Annotated in this window: 3 rRNA genes; all 3 read left to right on the top strand. The window is 53.1% G+C overall.

Annotated features, from left to right (window positions below):
• Positions 1-187: 187 nt before the first annotated feature.
• The 3 genes from ZBI01S_RS09300 (at position 188) to rrf (ending at position 5,424) form a co-directional block, all read left to right on the top strand.
• Positions 188-1,711 (top strand): 16S ribosomal RNA (locus ZBI01S_RS09300).
• 412 nt (positions 1,712-2,123) lie between these two features.
• Positions 2,124-5,189: ribosomal RNA gene (locus ZBI01S_RS09295) — 23S ribosomal RNA — on the top strand.
• A gap of 118 nt (positions 5,190-5,307) precedes the next feature.
• A 5S ribosomal RNA gene (gene rrf, locus ZBI01S_RS09290) occupies positions 5,308-5,424 on the top strand.
• Together the 16S, 23S and 5S rRNA genes form the textbook arrangement of a ribosomal RNA operon.
• Positions 5,425-5,447 lie beyond the last annotated feature (23 nt).

Below are 5,447 nucleotides of genomic sequence, written 5' to 3'. Positions count from 1 at the left end.
GACCGTTCCTTGAGAACTCAACAGTGTGCACTATGTCATATGCCAATTTTTGTTGGACCTTTATCCTGTCTTTTTGGCAGGGTTGGTTCCTTTATTTTGGATGAATCAAGCCAGTTATTTGGTTTGTTATTTGTCAGATTGAACTCGGCTGCATGATCATTTTTGGTGGTTGTGTGGTTTGTATTTTTTTACGGAGAGTTTGATCCTGGCTCAGGACGAACGCTGGCGGCGTGCTTAACACATGCAAGTCGAACGATGAAGCCTTAGCTTGCTTTGGTGGATTAGTGGCGAACGGGTGAGTAACACGTGAGCAACGTGCCCAGAACTCTGGAATAACCGCCGGAAACGGTGGCTAATACTGGATAGGTGCCAAGGCCGCATGGTCTTTGGTTGGAAAGATTTTTCGGTTCTGGATCGGCTCGCGGCCTATCAGCTTGTTGGTGGGGTAATGGCCTACCAAGGCGACGACGGGTAGCCGGCCTGAGAGGGTGACCGGCCACACTGGGACTGAGACACGGCCCAGACTCCTACGGGAGGCAGCAGTGGGGAATATTGCACAATGGGCGCAAGCCTGATGCAGCAACGCCGCGTGAGGGATGACGGCCTTCGGGTTGTAAACCTCTTTTAGTAGGGAAGAAGCGAAAGTGACGGTACCTGCAGAAAAAGCACCGGCTAACTACGTGCCAGCAGCCGCGGTAATACGTAGGGTGCAAGCGTTGTCCGGAATTATTGGGCGTAAAGAGCTCGTAGGCGGTTTGTCGCGTCTGCTGTGAAATTCCGAGGCTCAACCTCGGGCGTGCAGTGGGTACGGGCAGACTTGAGTGCGGTAGGGGAGATTGGAATTCCTGGTGTAGCGGTGGAATGCGCAGATATCAGGAGGAACACCGATGGCGAAGGCAGATCTCTGGGCCGTTACTGACGCTGAGGAGCGAAAGCATGGGGAGCGAACAGGATTAGATACCCTGGTAGTCCATGCCGTAAACGTTGGGCGCTAGATGTGGGGACCATTCCACGGTTTCTGTGTCGTAGCTAACGCATTAAGCGCCCCGCCTGGGGAGTACGGCCGCAAGGCTAAAACTCAAAGGAATTGACGGGGGCCCGCACAAGCGGCGGAGCATGCGGATTAATTCGATGCAACGCGAAGAACCTTACCAAGGCTTGACATATACCGGAAACGGCCAGAGATGGTCGCCCCCTTTTGGGTCGGTATACAGGTGGTGCATGGTTGTCGTCAGCTCGTGTCGTGAGATGTTCGGTTAAGTCCGGCAACGAGCGCAACCCTCGTCCTATGTTGCCAGCACGTTATGGTGGGAACTCATGGGATACTGCCGTGGTCAACACGGAGGAAGGTGGGGATGACGTCAAATCATCATGCCCCTTATGTCTTGGGCTTCACGCATGCTACAATGGCCGGTACAATGGGCTGCGATACCGCGAGGTGGAGCGAATCCCAAAAAGCCGGTCTCAGTTCGGATTGGGGTCTGCAACTCGACCCCATGAAGTCGGAGTCGCTAGTAATCGCAGATCAGCAACGCTGCGGTGAATACGTTCCCGGGCCTTGTACACACCGCCCGTCAAGTCATGAAAGTCGGTAACACCCGAAGCCGGTGGCCTAACCTTTTGGGGGGAGCCGTCGAAGGTGGGATCGGTGATTAGGACTAAGTCGTAACAAGGTAGCCGTACCGGAAGGTGCGGCTGGATCACCTCCTTTCTAAGGAGCTACCTGATGCCACGTGTTGTGGTGTCGGTGCCTGCTGCCCGAGTGTGGTTGTGGGTGCTCATGGGTGGAACATATGACTGATGCTGCTGGTGATGGCTGGCTGGGTGAGTACGCATTGATCGTTTGGTTGGTGTTGGAAAGTTTGGTTGGTGGTTGTTGGTGGTGTGCACGCTGTTGGGTCCTTGGGGGCCGGTTGGTCTCCTGGGCTGATGTTTGCTGGCACTGTTTGGTGTTGGTGGGTGTTGGATTCCGGTTGTTGGTTGAGAACTACATAGTGGACGCGAGCATCTTGACTGCCGCATGGTGAGCCTGTTTTGGGTTTGTTGTGTGGTGGTTGTATTTGTTTCTGAAAGTTCAAGATCTTCATGGTTTTGATTCTTTTCGAATTTTTTGTTTCTTAGTTGATCAAATTGCTAAGGGCAAACGGTGGATGCCTTGGCATCTGGAGCCGAAGAAGGACGTAGTAATCTGCGATAAGCCTCGGGGAGCCGATAAACGGGCGTTGATTCGAGGATTTCCGAATGGGGAAACCCGGCTGGATTTAATCTAGTCACTCAGGTCTGAATATATAGGGCTATGAGGGGGAACGTGGGGAAGTGAAACATCTCAGTACCCACAGGAAGAGAAAACAATAGTGATTCCGTTAGTAGTGGCGAGCGAACGCGGATGAGGCTAAACCGATTGTGTGTGATAGCTGGTAGGCGTTGCATAGTCGGGGTTGTGGGACTTTTCGTGCCGCGCTACTGAGCGGCGAGTGTTGTTTGTACTGTAGGCGAACAGGTTTGAATGCCTGACCATAGGGGGTGCGAGTCCCGTAGTCGAAACAGTGCGTGCATGCTGAAAGGTATCCCAAGTAGCACGGAGCCCGTGAAACTCTGTGTGAATCTGTCGGGACCACCCGATAAGCCTAAATACTTCCAGATGACCGATAGCGGACAAGTACCGTGAGGGAAAGGTGAAAAGTACCCCGGGAGGGGAGTGAAATAGTGCCTGAAACCGTTTGCTTACAATCCGTCGGAGCCTTTAGGGGTGACGGCGTGCCTTTTGAAGAATGAGCCTGCGAGTTAGTGATGTGTGGCGAGGTTAACCCGTGTGGGGAAGCCGTAGCGAAAGCGAGTCTTAATAGGGCGTTGAGTCGCATGTTCTAGACCCGAAGCGAAGTGATCTAGCCATGGCCAGGTTGAAGCGAGGGTAAGACCTCGTGGAGGACCGAACCCACCTAGGTTGAAAACTGGGGGGATGAGCTGTGGTTAGGGGTGAAAGGCCAATCAAACTTCGTGATAGCTGGTTCTCTCCGAAATGCATTTAGGTGCAGCGTTGCGTGTTTCTTACTGGAGGTAGAGCTACTGGATGGCCGATGGGCCTCAACAGGTTACTGACGTCAGCCAAACTCCGAATGCCGGTAAGTGAGAGCGCAGCAGTGAGACAGTGGGGGATAAGCTTCATTGTCGAGAGGGAAACAACCCAGATCACCGATTAAGGTCCCTAAGCGTGTGCTAAGTGGAAAAGGATGTGGAGTTGCAGTGACAACCAGGAGGTTGGCTTAGAAGCAGCCACCCTTGAAAGAGTGCGTAATAGCTCACTGGTCAAGTGATTCCGCGCCGACAATGTAACGGGGCTCAAGCACACCACCGAAATCGTGAAATTCCCGTTTGGGGATTGGTAGGAGAGCGTCGTGTACTGGGTGAAGCGCTGGGGTAACCCGAGTGTGGACGGTACACGAGTGAGAATGCAGGCATGAGTAGCGAAAGACGGGTGAGAAACCCGTCCTCCGAATGACTAAGGGTTCCAGGGTCAAGCTAATCTTCCCTGGGTAAGTCGGGACCTAAGGCGAGGCCGACAGGCGTAGTCGATGGACAACGGGTTGATATTCCCGTACCGGCGAAAAACCGTCCAATCTGAACCAGTGATGCTAAGAGCCCGAACCTGGGTTCGGGGCCTTCGGGTCCTGTTTCTGGGGGAGCGTTCGAACCTATGCTGGGGAGGGTAGCGTATTAACAGGTGTGACGCAGAAAGGTAGCCAAACCGGGTGAATGGTTGTATCCGGGCAAGGTTGTAGGGCGAATGATTGGTAAATCCGTCATTCATGTGCCTGAGAGCTGAAGCGGAAGTCGTTAGACGAAGTTGGTGATCCTCAGCTGCCGAGAAAAGCATCGACGCGAGGTTTTAGTTGCCCGTACCCTAAACCGACACAGGTAGTCAGGTAGAGAATACTAAGGAGTTCGAGAGAATCGTGGTGAAGGAACTCGGCAAAATGCCCCCGTAACTTCGGGAGAAGGGGGGCCGCTCACTTATTAGGATTTACTCCGAAAGGGTGTGGTGGCCGCAGAGACTAGTGGGAAGCGACTGTTTATCAAAAACACAGGTCCGTGCGAAGTTGCAAGACGATGTATACGGACTGACGCCTGCCCGGTGCTGGAAGGTTAAGAGGAAGTGTTAGCTTTGGCGAAGCACAGAATTTAAGCCCCAGTAAACGGCGGTGGTAACTATAACCATCCTAAGGTAGCGAAATTCCTTGTCGGGTAAGTTCCGACCTGCACGAATGGCGTAACGACTTCCCAGCTGTCTCCACCGCGAACTCGGCGAAATTGCAGTACGAGTAAAGATGCTCGTTACGCGCAGCAGGACGAAAAGACCCCGTGACCTTTACTATAGCTTGGTATTGGTGATTGGGATGGCTTGTGTAGGATAGGTGGGAGACTGTGAAGCTGGCACGCTAGTGTTGGTGGAGTCGTTGTTGAAATACCACTCTGGTCATTCCGGTTATCTAACTTCGAACCGTAATCCGGTTCAGGGACAGTGCCTGGTGGGTAGTTTAACTGGGGCGGTTGCCTCCTAAAGAGTAACGGAGGCGCCCAAAGGTTCCCTCAGTCTGGTTGGTAATCAGATTTCGAGTGTAAGTGCACAAGGGAGCTTGACTGTGACACTGACAGGTGGAGCAGGGACGAAAGTCGGGACTAGTGATCCGGCAGTGGCTTGTGGAAGCGCTGTCGCTCAACGGATAAAAGGTACCTCGGGGATAACAGGCTGATCTTGCCCAAGAGTCCATATCGACGGCATGGTTTGGCACCTCGATGTCGGCTCGTCGCATCCTGGGGCTGGAGTTGGTCCCAAGGGTTGGGCTGTTCGCCCATTAAAGCGGTACGCGAGCTGGGTTCAGAACGTCGTGAGACAGTTCGGTCTCTATCCGCTGCGCGCGTTGGAAGTTTGAGAAGATCTTTCTTTAGTACGAGAGGACCGAGAAGGACGAACCTCTGGTGTGTCAGTTGTTCTGCCAAGGGCACGGCTGATTGGCTACGTTCGGAACGGATAACCGCTGAAAGCATCTAAGCGGGAAGCCGGCTTCAAGATGAGACTTCCGTCCCTTTTGGGGAGAGGTGTCCAGTAGATGACTGGGTTGATAGGCCGGATGTGGAAGCGCAGTAATGTGTGGAGCTGACCGGTACTAATACGCCGATGATTTGATTAACATGTTTGAGAAATGTTTGTGTGTTCGCGTCCATTGTGTGGTTCTTGGCTAATAACCAAGGACAAGTGATGATTCATGGCTGTTTGGTTGTGGGTTGTTGTTGGTAAGTCAATAGTGTTTCGGTGGTTATTGCGAGATGGAAACGCCCGGTTACATTCCGAACCCGGAAGCTAAGCGTCTTTGCGCCGATGGTACTGCAAGGGGGACCTTGTGGGAGAGTAGGTCGCTGCCGAACAATTCTTTGGTGGGAGGGTTCAA

The sequence above is a fragment of the [Zimmermannella] bifida NBRC 103089 genome (assembly GCF_001570925.1).
Lineage (GTDB): Bacteria > Actinomycetota > Actinomycetes > Actinomycetales > Microbacteriaceae > Gulosibacter > Gulosibacter bifidus.
This window is presented reverse-complemented; position numbering and strand designations above follow the sequence as displayed.